1 protein-coding gene is annotated in these 532 nt (G+C 47.7%); it reads left to right on the forward strand.

Annotation, left to right across the window (positions count from 1 at the left end):
* Window positions 1-34: 34 nt before the first annotated feature.
* Window positions 35-532 (forward strand): IS66 family transposase zinc-finger binding domain-containing protein (locus tag PL85_RS16980; RefSeq protein WP_208895743.1); only part of this gene is annotated, 498 nt, incomplete at its 3' end.

Consider the following 532-nt stretch of genomic DNA (forward strand, 5'->3'; position numbering starts at 1 on the left):
GCCTTGACGTGGTGTTTTTAGTATAATCAATGCCATGAAAAAGACGCCCGATATTAACCCAGAAAGCCAAGACATCGCCGAGCTTCAAGCCATGGTGAAAGCGTTGATGTCGGAGAAAAAAGAGTGGCAACAAGAGCGCCAATCCTTAATTGAGCAGTTTAAACTGGCCCTTGACCGTCAATTCGCCAAACGCTCGGAAGCGTTAAAACCGTATAACGAAGCACAGGGTGACCTCTTTAATGAGGCGGAATGTGAAGCGGCGAAATCGGAAGATGAGGTTATCACCACGACGACAATCAAACGTCGTGGTAAACGTCAACCGCTTCCTAAAGACTTGCCACGTGAAATTATCGAGCTTGACCTAGATGAGCACGACAAACAGTGCTCATGCTGCCAACACGCTCTGCATAAAATCGGCGAAGACCGCAGTGAAAAGCTTGAGTTTACGCCCGCCGTCCTAAAAGTGTTGGAATATGTTCGCCCGAAATACGCCTGTCGTCAGTGTGAACAACAGGCTGAAAAAAGCCACATT

Origin of the sequence: Vibrio anguillarum, assembly GCF_001989995.2 — a bacterium.
In the GTDB taxonomy this organism is placed as follows: Bacteria; Pseudomonadota; Gammaproteobacteria; order Enterobacterales; family Vibrionaceae; genus Vibrio; species Vibrio anguillarum.